This window comes from Exiguobacterium sp. s35, assembly GCF_018617535.1.
In the GTDB taxonomy this organism is placed as follows: Bacteria; Bacillota; Bacilli; order Exiguobacteriales; family Exiguobacteriaceae; genus Exiguobacterium; species Exiguobacterium aestuarii.
Window position 1 is genome coordinate 182,969 of sequence record NZ_JACSKI010000002.1, and the last position, 17,344, is coordinate 200,312.

Sequence of the window (17,344 nt, forward strand, 5' to 3'; positions counted from 1 at the left end):
AGGCAGTACGATGAAGGCGTTGAAACGGAAATGAACTTCAAGGAGGACGTAACATGAAACAATGGTGGAAAGAAGCGGTCGTATATCAAATTTATCCACGGAGCTTCAATGATTCGAACGGGGACGGAATCGGTGATATCCAAGGAATCACGGAGAAGATGTCTTACTTGGCAGAACTCGGGATCGATGTCATCTGGCTCTCGCCGGTGTATGACTCGCCGAACGATGACAACGGATACGACATCCGTGATTACCGTGCCATCATGGATGAGTTCGGTACGATGGAAGACTTTGATGCGATGCTTGAGGAAGCGCATCGATATGGGATCAAAATCATGATGGACCTTGTCGTCAACCACTCTTCTGACGAACACCAATGGTTCATAGAGTCGCGTTCTTCAAAAGAGAGCCCATACCGTGACTATTACATTTGGAAAAAAGGGAAAGACGGTCAGCCACCGACGAACTGGGGAGCTTTCTTCGGCGGAAGTGCTTGGCAGTATGATGAAGCAAGTGATGAGTATTATCTTCACCTCTTCAGTAAGAAACAACCGGATTTGAACTGGGAAAGTGAGACGCTTCGTCGTGAAGTGTATGACCTTATGACGTATTGGCTCGATAAAGGTGTCGACGGGTTCCGGATGGACGTCATCAATATGATCTCCAAAGATCCAAGCTATCCGGATGGTCAAACGCAAGGAACGGGCTACGGCGACGGTACGCCATTCTTCTTCAATGGACCACGCATCCATGAATTCATGCAAGAGATGAATCGAGAAGTCTTATCGAAATACGACACCATCACGGTTGGTGAGATGCCAGGTGTCAGTGTGGAGGGAGCGAAGCTTTATACGGGGGAAGACCGTAACGAACTGAACATGGTCTTTCATTTTGAGCACGTAGACGTCGGAAACGGCAGCTTCGGGAAATGGAATCCGACGGACTGGAAGTTGACCGAGTTAAAGACGATCTTCTCACGTTGGCAAGAAGGACTGGAAGAGGAAGGGTGGAACAGCCTGTACTGGAGTAACCACGACCAGCCACGAGCCATCTCGCGCTTCGGAAACGATTCACCGGAATATCGTGTCCGTTCTGGGAAGATGCTCGCGACCCTCCTTCATCTATTAAAAGGAACACCTTATATTTATCAAGGCGAAGAGTTTGGGATGACGAACGTCGCGTTTGATTCGATTGATCAGTATCGGGATATTGAGACGTTGAACGCCTATCGTGATTACACATCAAAAGGGTTGTTAACGCACGACGAGATTTTCCGTGGAATCCATGAGCGAGGACGTGACAATTCACGCACGCCGGTACAATGGTCGAACGAAGCGCACGGTGGATTTACGACGGGGACGCCTTGGATTGAGGTCAATCCGAACTATGTCGACATCAATGCGGAAGCAGCACGGAAAGACCCGGAATCGTTATTCCATTACTACCGTCAGTTGATTGCGCTCCGTAAAGCCAATCCGCTCGTCGTCTATGGGAAGTATGAGCTCTTGCTCCCGGAAGATGAGGCGGTCTATGCGTTCACACGATCGTTCAAAGGAGAAACTTGGCTCGTGCTCTGTAACTTCTCAGGCGACACACAACAACGTGATTTACCATATGACGTCAAAGAACGCGTCATCGGCAACATGGAACCGATTGAACCGTTCACCCTTCGTCCTTACGAAGCACAAGTGTATAAACTGTGACGAAAAGCTCGCCATTTGGCGAGCTTTTTTGAGTGCATACGTATCTTCTTTTCATGATTCGGGAATAGAATAAATAACGTCTGACATGAAAAGAGGGAACGACATGGGTACTTTAATCGCTTACTCTTCGAGATATGGGACGAGTGAAAAAGTGGCGTCTCTACTCGCTGAACGGTTATCGGGAGACGTTCATGTCCAAAATATCGTGGAAGAGCCGAACGTCATGTGGGAGACAATCGATCACGTTATCGTCGGCAGCTCGATTCGGATGGGCACCATTCAGGACGAGATGAAGGAATGGCTGACCAATCATGAAGAACACTTGCTCGAGCGCCCCCTTGCTTTGTATTTGTGTGCCGGCACACCGACAGAATCAGAGCGGATTCGTGAGTTAGAAGAAGCCTATCGTGCCGCACTGCGCGAGCATGCCTATTTCGTCGAAGTCGTCGGCAGCGGGTATGACTTTGAACGAATGGGCTTTTTAGACAAAGCAATCGTGAGAATGATGGCCAAACAGAAAGAAAGCTCGCTTGAACTCGATGAGGACAAGTTGGACCGGCTCGTGGAGGCGGCTCAAACGTCCGAACGCACCCGGTCTGAGAATCCGTAAGCGAGTAGATCTTGCACATCGATTGGACTTTTCGTGGAGATGAGTACATCTCCACTTTTTTTCTGCCCTTCGATTTGATGAAGTGCGATGTTCTCCAGCTGACGTCCTATTTTCAAAGCGATTGGCGCAGATTCGTGGCATCGCAAGTTTTCGATGGTCACTTCATCGGTTCGGTTATCTCCCCCGAACAGCTCGAGGTCAGCCCGAGCCGTTGTAAATCCGCTCACAGAGATGCGATGTAATTGAACGCGTTTCGACTTATATTGAATCGCAAGCGCTGGGTTCTGCTCATAGTCGTAAGTCGGGTCACCGATGGCGGTCAATCCATGAATCAAGACATCCTGATACGCCGAGACGACTAGACTTCTTGGAGAGGATTTTGCGTATAGCGAACTTCTAACCGGTTCGATGGACACCAAGTTCGTACCAGACAGAAAGCGTGCCGTCGCCGAATCGGGGTCGTCCGCTAAATGATGACTGATGTGGCGGAAATTGAATGAGCGATTGTCATGAACGGAGAGATGTCCGAAGATATGGACATCATGAGCGGCTGACGAGGTGCCATGTGCCTTCACTTCGATTCCGCCAAAACAGCCTTCACTTTTATTGTTTACGAGTGTGACATGTCGAGATCCGTCGTCGATTTCAATGCCGTTCGAGTTTGAGAATCCGAGGGCATGCGTTCGACCATGAGGATGATGACAATAGCAGTTGGTAATATAGATAGCATCACTATGATGTGTCGTGATTCCGTCATCGCCATAGTTCGTCGCCTCGAGGTGGTCGAGGTGGATGTAGCGACTGCCGTTTGCGGCGCGGAGTCCGTCTCCGAGATAATGATAGTGTGGAGACGTGATATCGAACGCATGTAGTCCGGCATTCTTGGCCGTCACGTGATGCACCCAGCCATACGTCACGTGCGCAAACGTCAAAGCGCTCGATGTCGTGTCACCGCTCGTCGTACGTTTCACATCGCCTAATCGTGCAACGTTCCAATCGAGCGTCAGGTGACATACCTCGATATGATGATTTCCCGCAAATGGGGTGGCGTTTCGCAACAGTCTTCGATGCTTTGGGGCACGATTGGATAGTTTTAGAATCGTGACATCTTGACCGGCACCTTCTAGCACACAGTTGGAAGGGAGGCGAATACCTCGAACGATATACACGCCTGCTGGGACAAAGACACGACGGTTGGAACGGAGGGCGAGACGAAAGGCGAGGGTACAATCCGTTTTACCATCTCCGACGGCCCCATAGTCCGTCACGTCGACGCGTTGTTTCGTGACCTGTATCAGATTCAAATATTCCGCATCGAGTCGCCGCATCCAAACAGGACGAACGATTCCATCGATTTGTTCGAGCGGAAGTGATGTTTGGACAGGAGCAATGCGTTCCGTCAATGGAATTCGGCAAGGTATGGACAGTTGTTGCGCTGAGTAAGACTTTTCGCGTGTCGCTCGGTGCCACTCGAGTGATTGATGAATCAGGTCTTCAGACCAATCCGAATAAGAAGCGATCATCGAGGCGATTGATTGTTGCTCTCTTGCGTTTTTCATAATAGATCCTCCTAGCATCATCTTCTCTAGCATGTACCCGTTTCACCTTGTTTTTTAGCAATCAGAAGTATTTACTAGACAGAAGCATCTAGTCGTGTTATATTCAATATGTGCTTAATTAAGAATAGCTGGAATCATAATTCACAAGTGCTTGGGATTATTTTTCATTAGATAATCCAGAGGCTTGTATTTTTTTTGGTCAAGTTTTTTCTAGTAAGGCACTACTATAACGCATAGCGTTTATTTCAGGAGGGTTCATTCATGAACACAGGTAAAGTAAAATGGTTTAACTCAGAAAAAGGTTACGGCTTCATCGAAATGGAAGGCGGAGACGACGTATTCGTACACTTCTCAGCAATCCAAGGCGACGGCTTCAAGACACTTGAAGAAGGCCAAGAAGTAACTTTCGAAATCACAGACGGAGCTCGTGGACCACAAGCTTCTAACGTTGAAAAAATCTAATCTTCCTTTCTAAGGAATATGATACCTGCTCGCATCGGCGAGCAGGTTTTTTTGTGTTTAATCGTGTAGTTTGAGGGAACAGTATACGAGCGACAAATCATGAAGGAGGAATTTGGAATGAGTGCAAAAGAAACAGCTTTGAAGATCCTAGATTCAAGTGATGTAGGGACGATGGCGACCGTATATAAGGTGAAGCCCCATAGTCGATACATGACATTTTTCCATGATGATTTCACGCTCTATACAGCAACCTCGAATGATACAGATAAGGTAGAGGAATTAGAGAAGAATCCATATACGCATATTTTGATTGGTTATGATGGAGATGGAGTGGGAGACACCTACTTAGAAATCTTAGGTAAAGCGACTGTGTCAGACGATGAATCGATGAAAGAAAAAGTGTGGAACGACAAACTCGAGGGCTGGTTTGATGGTCCGGACGATCCGAAATTGGTCATTCTCAAAATCGAACCAGAATCGATGCGTGTGATGAACAAAAAAGGGCAGCCACCTCAAGAAGTAACATTGTAAACTTCTCAAAGACGCCTCGAGTAGGCGTCTTTTTGCTGGATGTGAATAGAGTGTGACGTACATATGGACGAATCATGAACAAAGCAAAATACATATGTGAAATAGTGAACATAGGTGTTATATTGTGAATGTAATCACATTATTCATTTATTCAACTTCTTGAAAGGGAGGAATCATCATGTTCACGAAATTTTGGCAAAATCATAACATCGCTACGGCAATCTTGACGGTGTTACGTGTATGGCTCGGTTATCATTGGTTAACAGCAGGTTGGGGTAAAATCACAGGTGGCTTTGGAACGGAAGGTTTCTTAAACAACGCGGTGACGCTCGCGACTGGAGAGCATCCAGCCGTCGCGGGATGGTGGGCTGCATTCTTAGAAAACTTTGCGATTCCGAACGCCGGATTATTCGATGTCCTTATTCCTTATGGTGAATTTTTGGTCGGGTTAGGGTTATTGCTCGGTGCACTCACACGTAGCGCGGCGTTCTTCGGTCTTGTCATGAACATGGCGTTCTTGCTCTCAGGGACGGTCAGTACGAACCCGACGATGTTGATCGTATCTGTATTGATTTTGGTTGCTGGACATAACGCAGGAAAAATCGGAGTCGATGGCTTGTTCCTTCGCAACTTCGTCGAAACAAAAGTATTGCATCGTTCACCAAATCGTCAAATAGCCTCGTAACTTTTATGCACTCTCCTGTGACAAACCTCTCATGTTTCGGCTACGATAGATATAGCCTACAGAGATAAAGGAGAACGCATATGACTACGACTCATTTTAAATGGCTTGGCTACACAGAAGGTGTGTCCTTCTTGTTGTTACTGTTCATCGCGATGCCACTGAAATATATGGCGGGTATTCCACTCGCGGTCAGCATCGTCGGCGCTGCACATGGTTTCTTGTTTGTTGCCTACGTGCTCGCAGCCGTTTACATGGCATGGCGCTTCCGTTGGGGCTTCAAAGTTCTGACGCTTGCCGTCATGGCATCGGTCATCCCATTCGGACCATTTTTATTAGAAAAACGGGTACTCCCGTCAACAGAGAAGACATCGAACTGATTCGTTCGATGTCTTTTTTCGTTACGAGATGCGTTCGATCGACTGGACTTCTGCTCGTTCTGCTTGGATATCGTGACGGATGCGATGCATGGAAATCAAAGTGAGACTAAGCAAACAAATCATACAGATGGTGTAGAGAAGAGCGACTGGAATTAAATCGCTTAAAAACCCGAAAAGAATGAACCCAAGTGGTGTGATTCCCATTGCAAGTGACTCGAGGACTCCCATTACACGACCTAGATAATTGGGATCTGTGTTCGTTTGTAAATACATCTGAATCGGAATATTGGCTCGAATAACGAAGAGGCCACTCAATAAAGCGAAAAATGAAAAGAATAAGATAGCGGGCAATACGTTGAATGTAAAGTAAAGTGGGATGGCTGGACCGATAAAAAGTAAGCTTAAAGCAATTAAGGCACTTCTCATCGTTGAAAGTCGGTACTTAATTTTGAAGAATGGTAATGCATGTAGTAATGAAGCGACTAAAAACCCAATGGCGAACATACTTTCTAAAAATCCGAACTGAAGAGGTGATACCCCGATTTCTTGTAAGGCAGCAATAGGGAATAAGACTTCGGATGCGACAAAAAAGAAATTAAGAAAAGTAGCGAGGAGCGCAATGGTCCATAAAACACGCTGTTTTTTAAGATATTGAAACCCGGATTGTACTTCTTTCCAAGTCGACTGAGACGTTTCTTGAATATCGCGGGTTTGAAATTTAAGTTGAGTGGCGACTAATCCTGCGATGAAAAATAATACAGCTGAACTGAACAAGAATACGGAAATCGGTAGAATTTTAAATAAAGCTCCGGCCAATAAAGGTGTGCCAATACTTGAAAATGAGATGATACTTTGGATTAATGAGTTTGTCCGTTGTAACTCTTCTTCCTTAAACAAAAGAGGGATTGAGCTAGATAAAGTCACGGATAGGAAAGTTGAAAAAACAGAGAGTAATGCGGTGATCAAAAGATAAGCAGGGACATTAAATGTCCAAATTAAGCTCGAAATTCCGGCAAGAAGAAACAGCATTCCATTTAACGTTTCCATATTTACGATGACACGCTTGCGATTTAGCTTGTCTGCATAAGCACCAGCAAAAGGAGAGAGCAGAATGCGAGGAAGGGTTCCTGCTAATAAGACAATCGCAAATTGTAACCCTGAACCGGAAGTGGTAAGTACAGTCAATCCGGCGATAAATGTGAACAAGTTTGAGGCGAACAACGACATGAATTTTCCGATTAACAAGATGTGTAGATTCGAAAATGATTTTTTCATAAGAAGTCTCCTTTACAAATTAGTTAAATGTGATTTAACATTATCATAAAGGCAATTGAGTGAAATGTAAACATAAAGTTCAATATAATTTAACTTTAAGGGGTGTCATATGATTGGAGAGCGAATTAAAGCATTGCGAAAACAGAAAAAAATGACTCAAACACAGTTGGCGGAAGGAATTGTCACGAAATCAATGCTTAGCATGATTGAGAATGGAAAAGCGGAGGCATCGATGCGCAGTTTGCGAGAACTCGCCAGTCGATTGGATGTATCAGTACAGTTTTTGCTCAAAGATTCTAGAGAGTCTGAACTACAAAAACTTGTAGAGGAAATCGAGTACGCAGATATGGGTTTTATGAAATGGGACAATAAAGATATTATCGAGCGTTTAGAACCATTTCTTGATAGTGACATGCAATCGATTTGGTTGGGACGAGCGTATGTTTTTTATGGTGACGCCATTTTGACGAATGATAATCGCGATTTAGTATTAAGTTATTATGATCGTGCTATTGAGTTATTTGAACGATTAGGTGAGAAAGATGAAATTGCAATGACGCGAATCGGTCAAGCATATTATTTAATGCACTGGGATCGATTTGATGAAGCGGGTGAAAAAATCGAACTGATTGAACAGCTCGATTCTCAAGCGATGAAAACAAAAACACGTATCGAATTTTATATGTTACTTGTTTTTAAAGAATTACTTTACAACGCTCAATTGTCTCACGCTATTCAATATTTAGAAGAAGCATTGAATTATATGAAACAGACTCGAACTTATTATCGAGCAGATGACGTATATCGAGCTCTCGTCATTTGCGCACTTTATCGAAAAGAGAATGAATTGATTCAGACAGCAATCATGAAAGCTCGACAGTATGTTGATTTTACCGAAGATGATTCTTCTAGAATGAGATTGGCGTTTACAGAAGGCTTAGTGGCGATGAAACAAAATAATGTAGACTTGATGGGGGTTCAATTAAACATTATCGAAAAAATCTTGCAAAAAGAAGAAAGCTATATGGCGATTAAAGAGGAAAAACGCTTCATTACTCCTTTTGAAATGTTCAAAGGAGTTTATCATGCGATGAAGGGTGATATCGAAAAAGCGGAAGTATTCTTAAATGAATTGTGGGAAAGAAGAAATGAATGGCAACTGAAGCATAGCTTGATTGACCAAGCCATTTATTTAGAAGGACTATTACTTGGTACCCTTTACGGATGTGGGAATCAATGGTTAGAGGAGATCGAGATACTTATCGATCAATTCCCTGAAGGGTACTATCATCAAAACTTAACGGGATTACTAGTTAAAATCAAGGGCTGATGTATCAGCCCTTGAATGTTTGAATCAATGTTCCTTGACCATGCTCGACTTGGACAGAAGCGTGAGCCCCGTTGACGAGCGTCATCTGTGGGGGGACGTGTCCGCAATCGATATCGTAAAAGATTGGAATACCTAGCATGTGGTGAAGCTCTTCATATATCATCTCGACCGTATAGTCTTGATGCACAGATGGTGCATCACTTCGTCCAAATAGAATACCAGACGTATGATCGAACCAACCGGCCCACTTCATTTGGAGGAGGGTCCTTTTTAATGCGGGGACGTTCATCTCGGCATTCTCAAAATACCAAAGAATCGGTTCATCCTTCAGGTAATCGTGTTGGAATGTCCTGACGTCGCCATACGGTGTCCCGATTGTATGTAAGAGCACATCGAGACATCCACCAAGCAATCGACCTGTCGCGTATTGACCCCCAATCGCTTTCCATTCCGTTGTTTCACTCAAATGAAACAGGTGTGGCGTCGGATTGTCATGCTGCCATTCCTTTTGAAACTTCTCAGACGAGCGTTGGATGACCGTCTCGTCGACCCGCGTCGACAATACATCTAACCAGCGTGAACTCGTCTCATCCCAAATATCCGCACGTAAATCGACCAGGTTCGGACCATGGGCCGAGGCGATTCCGGTTTTTAGCGTATAGACGAAGAGCAACAAACTCGTATCTGAATAACCGAGCATCCATTTTGCGGGTAAGGATTGCCACTCGATTTGGTCAAGGATCTCCATTAAAAGTTCTCCGCCCCAAGGCGGAATGATCAAGTCGACAGTGTCGTCTTGAAGGAGATTGGTCAGTTCATTTACTCGTACGCGAGCCGGGGAGGACTTCCCGAATTGTTGTTTCCACGCATTTGGAGTGAATTGCAATGTGAACCCTCGATCAGAAAACTTATGTTCCGCTTGATGCAATAAATGGTGTAGTTCTGTTGGTATACCGGATGAGGGAGCGGTGACCCCGATTTGATGACCGGTTAACTGTGGATAACGAATCATGACGACCTCCTGTGGATAAGTGATAAATGGGACGGGTTAAGACGGTTATCCACATGTGGACAACTAGTTGGAACGCATACGTTCTGCATGACGCATTCCCCATTCGTTCATTGCTTCGAGAATCGGGATAAGTGTTTTCCCATACTCACTTAAGCGATAGTCGACACGGGGTGGAACTTCTGGATAGACGGTCCGGATGACGATATCCTGTTCTTCTAAGTCACGGAGTTGCGCGGTCAATATCTTTTGACTGATCTTTGGTAATGCTCGCTTCAACTCACTGAAGCGTAACGTGTCCCCATTGATTAGGACGAGGAGGATGGAGTGCTTCCATTTTCCTGTGATTAGTTCAAGTGCCGTATCGACTTCGCAGCTTGTTATCTTCGTCACAATCGCTCTTCCTTTCCAATAGTATCGTTGAGGTAACTATACCACCTTTTTGTGCCTACTTCTGCAACATAAGTCGAGCGGGTATAGTGAAGGTGAGGTGATTGTATATGAAAATCGAAAATATTGAACTAGGACCGGTGACACTTCGGGTTCGTGACATCGAACAAGTGACACAATTTTATGTAGACGTGATCGGGATGAGCGTCCAAGAAGAAACCGAAGAGCTTGTCACGCTCGGAACGAAGGAGCGCCCGCTCGTCATCTTGCACAGTGTTCCCGAGGCGAAGACAAATCCGCGGGCGGCGGGGTTATTTCATTTAGCGATTCTCTTACCGAATCGTGTAGCGTTAGGAAGTATCTTGGCACATCTCATCGAGCGGCGTATCGAAGTCGGACAAGGTGACCATTTGGTGAGCGAGGCGTTCTACTTGAGTGACCCAGAAGGGAACGGAATCGAGCTATACGCCGATCGTCCGAAAGAACAATGGAGCTATGAAGCGAACGGGCATGTGAAAATGGCGACTGAGCCGGTCGACTATGAATCGATGCTTCAAGCTGCAGCCAATCGACCGTTTACAGGTTTACCAGTCGGGACGACGATGGGACATGTGCATTTTAAAGTCCGGTCCATCGAGGCGGCGAAACGCTTCTACCATGACCGACTCGGATTTTCCATCACGACCGATTCTTATCCGGGGGCATTGTTCCTTGCGGCCGACGGATATCACCATCACGTTGGGACGAACGTGTGGGCACGTCCGAGTGATGAGCTAGGCGTTGAGGCTGGACTCGAGGCGTGGACACTTCTCGTCGATGAAGAGACGAATCAGGCACTAGGAGGAACATCGTCTGAGTGGTCGTTGACCGATGAAGACGGAATTACCGTGCATATAAAAAGAACGGGCGCTTGAGGCGTCCGTTCTTTATTAACGTGCGGATACTTTCTTCTGACTTGCATTGAATGAGAGACGAAGTCCGCGTTTTTGATACGCTTGCTCGACTCGCTTCGGATTGATGCTGAGCTCGAGATGAGCTAGCTTCAAATGTTCAAGTGCTGGCACCGTGACATCGAGACGAACGAGCTCCATATTGCGCTCTGCTTTTTTGCGTGTTCGTCTCAAGTTACGGGGCACCTCCTCTGACGTCAGTGCCGCGATCGTTTCATTTACTTGTTGTCGTTTGTCACCTTTGATACTCAAGGCAGAATACAGCTTATCGAGCGAACCGAATCGTTTGATCAATTGGACCGATTGGCTTTCGTCGAGCCCTGCAACTGGCGGAATCCCGTCAGAACGGTCTCCCGTCAACGCTTTAACGGCTGACAGTTGCTTCGGTTTCAATCCTTCGTATAACGCCGCGATCTCTTCTGGTCGAATTTCTAAATGACGTTTGAGCGGTAATGGGCGGTTATCACGAATGTCACAGCGAGCCTGCATTTGCTGAAGCTCCTGTGTTTGCAACCAAACGGTGATTCGTGGACTGACAAGCTGTAACAAGTCTTTGTCTTTTGTCATGATGACCACAGGTGCACTGCAACTGAATTTACGCGCGATGTGGGCAATTAAATCTTCCCCTTCATAGCCCTCTACTTGGAATTGTGGAATCCCACTATCTTCAAGCAGTTGACGCATGAGTTCCATTTGCGCTTTCAATTCAGGCGGTGTTTGACGTCTGCGGCGTTTATAGCCCGGGTAGAGTTCTCGACGCCATAATGTTTCACGTGAGACGTCCCAGACGACGACAAAGTGAGTCGGACGATGTCTACGTAGAATCGTCCGGATGAGGCCGGTCATTCCGATGACGGCACTCCGATCGTTTTTAGATACCTCGCGTCCTTTTTTCGTTCGGCTCGCGGCGGCACCATAGTAAGCACTGGCCAGCATGGAGTTACCGTCAATCAAAAATAGTTTGCGTTCCATGCGTAACCTTCTTTCTATTTCTTTCTGTTTAAACCGAACATCTCGCCATGTTTCGGTGATGTTGTGTCATTGAGTGCGTGACACTCAAATAAGCAACATATGTGCAGTATATCACGGCAAGAGGCGAAAATATAGCGACAGTTCAGCTCACATATCAAAAACCCTTCTCTAAAATATAGAGAAGGGCGTTAAGAAAAGCGTTATTCTGATACGGGTTCCTCATCTTCATAAGAGGCTAAGATTAAATCGACGAAGACGATTCGGTGGTTATCGACCTCGCTGACAATCAGTTCATGATTACCAGGCAAAATGAACCGTTCTCCTGTTCGTGCGTTCGCTTTTTGTGACAAAACGAATCCACCGACCGTATCGACGTCATCTTCGATTTCGATTCCGAACCGCTCCTCGAGTTCTTGTGTCAACACAAGTCCAGAGAGACGGTAATGTTTCGGAGCAATTTCGGTAATTTCTGCTTGTTCATCTCGGTCGAACTCGTCGCGAATCTCACCAACGATTTCTTCCAAAATATCTTCAATCGTCAAGAGGCCCGCAGTCCCCCCGTACTCATCGATGACTAAGCACATCATCGTCTGCGCGTTTTGCATCTTCACCATCGCTTCTTGGAGCGGTGTGAATTCGGTGACGAGTGGTAATTGGTGAATGAACGACTCGAATGGTGCATCATTTTTTGACAGTTGAGCAGTAAAGAGTTGCTTCGCATTCACGAATCCGAGGACGTCATCACGATCCCCATCTCTTGTGACTGGATAACGTGTGTACTGATGCTCTTCAACAACTGAAATGATTTCTTCGATTGTATCTTCTTCATCAATGGTTACCATGTTCATCCGTGGAACCATGGCATCTTTTGCGATTCGTTCGTCAAACGAGAAGATGTTTTGTACATACGCCAACTCGTTTTCGTTGATTTCACCACTGCGGAAACTTTCCGTCATGATGATTTTCAGCTCTTCTTCTGAGTGTGCCGTCTCCTGCGCCGTCGTCTGCACTCCGAATAAACGGAGAGTGAGGCGTGCCATGCTGTTCAAGGCACGAATGAACGGGTAGAAGATTTTCGTGAACACGTAGAGCGGGCGTGCGACAAGGAGCGTCAACTTTTCGGCTTCATGAACCGCAAGTGTTTTCGGAACGAGTTCCCCGATGACGACGTGCAAGAACGCAATGAGTAAGAATGCGATCAGGAACGACAAGAATGTCACGAGAGATGGCGATAAGTTTAGCTGGTCGACCAACGTGTGGATATATGTTTCGATTTGATCGGCACCAATCCACCCGAGCCCGAGTGCAGAAAGCGTAATTCCGAACTGAGATGCAGAAAGGGAGTCGTCGATATTCTCGATGACTTTTTTTGCGCTGACCGCTCTCTTATTTCCTTCAAGCACGAGCTGGTCAAGTCGAGCGCCACGCACTTTCACAATTGAAAATTCGGCTGCCACGAAAAAGGCGGTCAAAAAGATTAAGAGCGCAACGATGAGTAAGCTGAGTAACATGGGACTGTCCAACAATTCCCCCAAAAATCGGGGAGTCACCTCCATTGAGTATAAGATCAAACGTCTTTCAGGCAATTCCTGAAAACGAATAGTTTGTTTCAGTATAGTTGATTTGTCTCCAATATTCAAAATGCAGCCAATCATGTTTGATGAAGAGGGGAATGCGGGAACTAAACCCGAGAAGATGAAGGAGGAATTCATATGGCAAACTATCCAGAGTTAAAAGGGAAAGTCGCAGTCATCACGGGGAGTTCGAAAGGTCTTGGTCGAGCCATCGGAGAGCGCTATGCGAAGGAAGGGATGAACGTTGTCCTGAACTATCGCAGCAGTGAGAAAGAGATGGAAGAAGTTATCCGTGGAATCGAGGCGGGTGGCGGGAAAGCCGTCGCCGTGAAAGGGGACGTCTCGGAAGAAGGACTCGCGGAGAAGATGATTGAGAAAGCAATCTCTGAGTTTGGGAAGATGGATATCTTCGTGAACAATGCGGGAGTTCAAGTCGAGGCGAAAACACATGAGATGGAATTCGATAATTGGAAGAAAATTATCGACGTCAACTTGAACGGAACGTTCCTTGGTGTGCGTGCTGCCTTGAAATACTTTGTTGAACATGAAATCGAAGGCAATATCATTAATATGTCTTCCGTTCACGAAGTCATTCCGCGTCCGGGCTACACACATTACGCAGCAAGTAAGGGCGGCGTGAAAATGTTCACAAAATCAGTCGCTCTCGAATATGCACCGAACCACATTCGCGTCAATGCAATCGCACCAGGTGCAATCGATACGCCAATCAACGAAGAGACGATGAGCGACCCTGAAGAGAAGAAAGGGCTGGAGGCACTTATCCCATCTCATGTCATTGGGAAGCCAGAGCAGATTGCCGCCGTTGCCGCTTGGCTCGCATCAGATGAATCGTCTTATGTGACCGGTACAACAATCTTTGCGGATGGTGGACTATCGCTTTATCCATCATTCGGTCCAGAGAATAAAGTTCAATAAGGAAGTTAAAAGAGGGGGACACACCTCTCTTTTTTGTTTGATTGCAAGTTCTTTACGTGTCGTATAAGCTAATGGAGATTGTTGTAATCGCTTAAATGAAAGAGTGATACATGTATATAATTTATTTTATATTTAATGCAAATGAAAAATGAGTAGGATTATTGTGTTTCGGGAGGAGATTATGCTTCATTTTAATGATCGGATTCTAAATTTTGAGCATCTGTTAAATGATACAGACGATCAAATCATAGAATATATTCAGGCCAATTTTGAAGATGTAACCCATATGTCAGTACAATCATTGGCTACTCAAATGTTTACGGTACCAAATACGATTATTCGTTTATCGCGAAAGCTTGGATATGATGGATTTTCACACATGAAAACGGCCATGAAGGAAGAATTGCGCGAACTAGAAGAGTTAGATGCGATGCAAAACATTAAAAAAACACATGCTTTGCTAAGTCATCAGAAAATACAAACGTTTAATATGATGATTCACCAATCTTCTCGTGTCATCGTATATGGAATAGGTGACTCGGCTATTTACTGCGAATATCTAATGAATGGATTAAGAACAGTAAACAAGAAGTGTGAATTCTATCTTCATCGTCATAATATGCTGACAGAACTTGAAACTTTAACAAGTAAGGACTTGTTAATATTTATTTCCGTTTCGGGTGAAACGAGTCAATTGATTGAGCTGGCACATCTCGCAAAACAGCGTCATGTCCGAACGGTTGCTATTACTCATTTATGCGACAATACCTTGCAGAGAGAATCCTCATATTCATTATATTTTTCATCCCCTCCAATCTACAGTCATCATCATAACATTACGGACCCTACACCTATTTTTTATCTATTAAGACACATCCTTGAAGATTATTGGAAATCGTATAAATGATGTGTATAAATACACATGAAAACCCTTACATGAATAGAGTTTGTGCAAAAAAGAGAAGAATCATTCTTCTCTTTTTTTTGTTGATACACTTGGCATATAGAAAGTTATTCATTCTCATAAGGAGGACAGAAGTTATGCAACTGAGAGAGAGCACAGACGTTTCATTGTTGAATGTTGAACAATCCTTCTCCTCAAAAGAAGAAGCGATTCGTTTTTTGATCAAACAACTTAAGCAAAATGGCAATATCACGTCCGAATCAACATTTTATCAAGCAGTAATGGAGCGTGAAGCATTATCGCCGACAGGATTTGAAGGAGGACTTGCAATTCCTCATGGAAAGTCAGATGCAGTTGTAAAAGCTGGTTTTGCTATCGCCACCCTTAAACAACCAATCGATGACTGGGAAAGTGTTGACCCTACCAATCGAGTCAATCTTGTCATTTTGTTGGCCATTCCTACTGCTGAAGCAGGATCTACTCACTTGTCGCTATTATCAGAATTTGTTATTCGTCTGACTGACACGGCGTATAAGAATCGTTTATTACAAGCGAAATCTCCAGAAGAGATGCTTGTTCGATTAGATGAAACGGAAGAGAAAGAGAATTCGATTTCATCAAATGAAAATCAAAAGTTAGTTTTGGGCGTCACAGCCTGTCCTGCCGGCATCGCTCATACGTATATGGCGGCAGAAGCTCTAGTAAAAGCGGGTCAAGAACTTGGCGTGAAAGTCAAAGTCGAGAAGCAGGGTGCGAACGGGATTGAGGATCGCCACTCGACAAAAGATTTAGAAAGTGCTGAAGCTGTTATCTTTGCTGTGGACGTTTCCGTAAAAGAAGAAGAACGTTTCAGTCATTTGCCGAAAGTAAAAACGTCAGTCGCATCACCGCTTCGTAATGCAAAACAATTAGTGCAAAAAGCATTAAATAAAGGCGAAAGTGAAGCGCGCGGTGAGTTCAAAGAAGTTTCGGCTACGCATACTGAAGAAGATGGTCAGTCATGGAAGACAGAAGTGAAAAATTCACTGCTTACTGGGATTTCTCATATTATACCGGTCATCGTCGCCGGGGGAATGACGCTTGCGGTCGCGGTCTTTATCGCCCAAATTTTTGATTTACAGGCGCTTTATGCTGAAGAAGGCTCATGGTTGTGGTTGTTAAGACAATTAGGTGGATCGCTCTTAGGTCAACTTATGATTCCAATCCTTGCAGCATACATGGCGTATTCGATTGCAGATAAACCGGCGCTAGGTCCAGGTTTTGCTGCTGGTGTTGCCGCGAACTTAATTGGTAGCGGTTTCTTAGGTGGGATGCTCGGTGGTTTGTTAGCGGGTTACTTCCTTAAGTATTTAAAAGCGAAAATACAACCAAAAGGTACATTTGCAGGATTCATTAGTTTCTGGGTGTACCCGGTAGTAGGAACATTAGTCGTCGGTTCCATTATGTTGTTCGTCATTGGTCGACCACTTGCGGCGCTAAACACAGGATTGCTCGAATGGTTAAGTGGTTTAGAAGGAGCAAATGCGCTCTTACTTGGAGCGATTATCGGAGCCATGGTCTCGTTTGACTTAGGTGGTCCAATCAACAAAGCGGCATATACGTTCTGTATCGGTGCGATGGCAAGCGGGAACTTTATCCCGTATGCGGCATTCGCTTCGGTCAAGATGGTTTCTGCTTTCTCGGTCACATTGGCAACGCGTTTAGGTAGAACATTGTTCACACGTGAAGAACGTGAAATTGGGAAACAGACTTGGTTACTCGGACTTGCCGGTATTACAGAAGGGGCTATTCCATTCATGATCAATGACCCACTCCGAGTGATTCCGTCACTCGTTGCGGGTTCAGCCGTGACGGGCGCAATCGTTGCATATTTTGGGATCGGATTGAACGTTCCGGGAGCAGGGATTTTCTCATTAGCACTACTTCAAGGTCCACCGTTGTTCTTCGCGGCAACGATTTGGTTGGGAGCAGCATTAGTAGGGGCTGCAATCTCTACATTCCTTCTCTTGTATACACGGAGACACAAAGTTCAAAAGCAGTTGAAAGCGGAGAAAGAAGCAGCATAAAGGAGAGATAG

At 45.2% G+C, this 17,344-nt stretch carries 17 protein-coding genes; 11 read left to right on the plus strand and 6 right to left on the minus strand.

The features are described from left to right. The first annotated feature begins 53 nt into the window (after nucleotides 1-53). Together KNO75_RS11335 and KNO75_RS11340 are read left to right on the plus strand one after the other, a co-directional pair. A complete protein-coding gene (locus KNO75_RS11335) occupies nucleotides 54-1,703 on the plus strand; it encodes a glycoside hydrolase family 13 protein (protein ID WP_214821879.1) in 1,650 nt (549 codons plus the stop codon). A 103-nt stretch (nucleotides 1,704-1,806) separates the two neighbouring features. Continuing rightward, on the plus strand, nucleotides 1,807-2,313 hold the full coding sequence (locus tag KNO75_RS11340) for a flavodoxin domain-containing protein (protein WP_214821876.1): 507 nt from the start codon (nucleotides 1,807-1,809) through the stop codon (nucleotides 2,311-2,313). On the opposite strand, the gene KNO75_RS11345 is transcribed toward KNO75_RS11340, so the two are convergent. Continuing rightward, nucleotides 2,277-3,872 (minus strand): glycoside hydrolase family 55 protein, encoded by a 1,596-nt coding sequence (locus tag KNO75_RS11345; RefSeq protein WP_214821873.1) that lies wholly within the window; start codon nucleotides 3,870-3,872, stop codon nucleotides 2,277-2,279. The two genes, KNO75_RS11340 and KNO75_RS11345, sit on opposite strands and share 37 nt — an antisense overlap. A gap of 261 nt (nucleotides 3,873-4,133) precedes the next feature. Between KNO75_RS11345 and KNO75_RS11350 the strand changes: the two genes are divergently transcribed. The 4 genes from KNO75_RS11350 to KNO75_RS11365 all read left to right on the plus strand — a co-directional run bounded on the left by KNO75_RS11350 (nucleotide 4,134) and on the right by KNO75_RS11365 (nucleotide 5,927). Continuing rightward, nucleotides 4,134-4,334 carry a cold-shock protein gene (locus KNO75_RS11350; RefSeq protein WP_015880427.1) on the plus strand — a complete coding sequence of 67 codons (201 nt, stop codon included), beginning with the start codon at nucleotides 4,134-4,136 and terminating at the stop codon, nucleotides 4,332-4,334. 117 nt (nucleotides 4,335-4,451) lie between these two features. Next, nucleotides 4,452-4,865 (plus strand): pyridoxamine 5'-phosphate oxidase family protein, encoded by a 414-nt coding sequence (locus KNO75_RS11355; protein WP_214695810.1) that lies wholly within the window; start codon nucleotides 4,452-4,454, stop codon nucleotides 4,863-4,865. A gap of 178 nt (nucleotides 4,866-5,043) precedes the next feature. After that, nucleotides 5,044-5,550, plus strand: coding sequence for a DoxX family membrane protein (locus tag KNO75_RS11360; RefSeq protein WP_214790228.1), 507 nt, complete (start codon nucleotides 5,044-5,046; stop codon nucleotides 5,548-5,550). 80 nt (nucleotides 5,551-5,630) lie between these two features. Continuing rightward, nucleotides 5,631-5,927, plus strand: coding sequence for a DUF3817 domain-containing protein (locus KNO75_RS11365; protein ID WP_214746837.1), 297 nt, complete (start codon nucleotides 5,631-5,633; stop codon nucleotides 5,925-5,927). Between the two features lie 21 nt (nucleotides 5,928-5,948). Here KNO75_RS11365 and KNO75_RS11370 read toward each other — a convergent pair whose 3' ends face one another. Then, nucleotides 5,949-7,202, minus strand: a complete 1,254-nt coding sequence (locus tag KNO75_RS11370; protein WP_214790230.1) for an MFS transporter — start codon at nucleotides 7,200-7,202, stop codon at nucleotides 5,949-5,951. Between the two features lie 109 nt (nucleotides 7,203-7,311). Between KNO75_RS11370 and KNO75_RS11375 the strand changes: the two genes are divergently transcribed. Next, entirely contained in the window at nucleotides 7,312-8,532 is a 1,221-nt protein-coding gene (locus KNO75_RS11375) for a helix-turn-helix domain-containing protein (protein WP_214821870.1), read from the plus strand. 4 nt (nucleotides 8,533-8,536) lie between these two features. On the opposite strand, the gene KNO75_RS11380 is transcribed toward KNO75_RS11375, so the two are convergent. Together KNO75_RS11380 and KNO75_RS11385 are read right to left on the minus strand one after the other, a co-directional pair. Next, nucleotides 8,537-9,544: a S66 family peptidase gene (locus KNO75_RS11380; RefSeq protein WP_214821867.1), complete on the minus strand. Its 1,008-nt coding sequence runs from the start codon at nucleotides 9,542-9,544 to the stop codon at nucleotides 8,537-8,539. A 63-nt stretch (nucleotides 9,545-9,607) separates the two neighbouring features. After that, nucleotides 9,608-9,934, minus strand: coding sequence for a winged helix-turn-helix transcriptional regulator (locus tag KNO75_RS11385; protein WP_214790236.1), 327 nt, complete (start codon nucleotides 9,932-9,934; stop codon nucleotides 9,608-9,610). Nucleotides 9,935-10,041: 107 nt separating this feature from the next. On the opposite strand from KNO75_RS11385, the gene KNO75_RS11390 reads away from it, so the two are divergent. Continuing rightward, complete coding sequence (locus KNO75_RS11390; protein WP_214821864.1) at nucleotides 10,042-10,845, plus strand: VOC family protein; 804 nt, start codon at nucleotides 10,042-10,044, stop codon at nucleotides 10,843-10,845. Between the two features lie 15 nt (nucleotides 10,846-10,860). On the opposite strand, the gene KNO75_RS11395 is transcribed toward KNO75_RS11390, so the two are convergent. Next, on the minus strand, nucleotides 10,861-11,853 hold the full coding sequence (locus KNO75_RS11395) for a 5'-3' exonuclease (protein WP_214790240.1): 993 nt from the start codon (nucleotides 11,851-11,853) through the stop codon (nucleotides 10,861-10,863). A 200-nt stretch (nucleotides 11,854-12,053) separates the two neighbouring features. Next, nucleotides 12,054-13,376, minus strand: coding sequence for a hemolysin family protein (locus KNO75_RS11400; protein ID WP_251126172.1), 1,323 nt, complete (start codon nucleotides 13,374-13,376; stop codon nucleotides 12,054-12,056). A gap of 189 nt (nucleotides 13,377-13,565) precedes the next feature. Here KNO75_RS11400 and KNO75_RS11405 point away from each other — a divergent pair, with 189 nt between their 5' ends. From KNO75_RS11405 to mngA, 3 genes are all read left to right on the plus strand, one after another. Next, nucleotides 13,566-14,363, plus strand: a complete 798-nt coding sequence (locus KNO75_RS11405) for a glucose 1-dehydrogenase (RefSeq protein ID WP_214821861.1) — start codon at nucleotides 13,566-13,568, stop codon at nucleotides 14,361-14,363. A 181-nt stretch (nucleotides 14,364-14,544) separates the two neighbouring features. Further along, nucleotides 14,545-15,270 carry a MurR/RpiR family transcriptional regulator gene (locus KNO75_RS11410; protein ID WP_214790244.1) on the plus strand — a complete coding sequence of 242 codons (726 nt, stop codon included), beginning with the start codon at nucleotides 14,545-14,547 and terminating at the stop codon, nucleotides 15,268-15,270. A gap of 134 nt (nucleotides 15,271-15,404) precedes the next feature. Beyond that, nucleotides 15,405-17,333 carry a PTS 2-O-a-mannosyl-D-glycerate transporter subunit IIABC gene (mngA, locus tag KNO75_RS11415; protein ID WP_214790246.1) on the plus strand — a complete coding sequence of 643 codons (1,929 nt, stop codon included), beginning with the start codon at nucleotides 15,405-15,407 and terminating at the stop codon, nucleotides 17,331-17,333. Nucleotides 17,334-17,344: the final 11 nt, after the last annotated feature.